1 pseudogene is annotated in these 252 nt (G+C 58.3%); it reads left to right on the top strand.

What is annotated here, in order from left to right:
• A pseudogene (locus AB3X89_RS40735) lies at positions 1–252 on the top strand (hypothetical protein); the annotation flags it as partial.

The following is a 252-nucleotide window of genomic DNA, read 5'->3' as shown; positions in this document are numbered from 1 at the left end:
CTGGCACGACCATCTCGTTCGGTACATCAAGGACAAGGGCACCCATGCGTTCCGCAACAAATACGGGTATGGCCAGCGCGCGCTGGTCGAGTCGCAGATCTCGCGCATCAAGCGCTGTATCGGCGCGGGTTCTGTTGCAGTAAGGCCCACGTTAAAATTGGGTAGCGAATTTTTGAGCTGTGCGATGAAGAAGACGAAGACACCGCGAACCACACTCGCGCCGGGCCTGGCCAAGGTCCTGAAGCGCCTTCA

Source organism: Paraburkholderia sp. BR14320 (assembly GCF_040948665.1).
Classification (GTDB): domain Bacteria; phylum Pseudomonadota; class Gammaproteobacteria; order Burkholderiales; family Burkholderiaceae; genus Paraburkholderia; species Paraburkholderia youngii.
The sequence above is the reverse complement of the archived record's forward strand: the minus strand, read 5'-3'. Positions and strand labels throughout refer to the sequence as shown.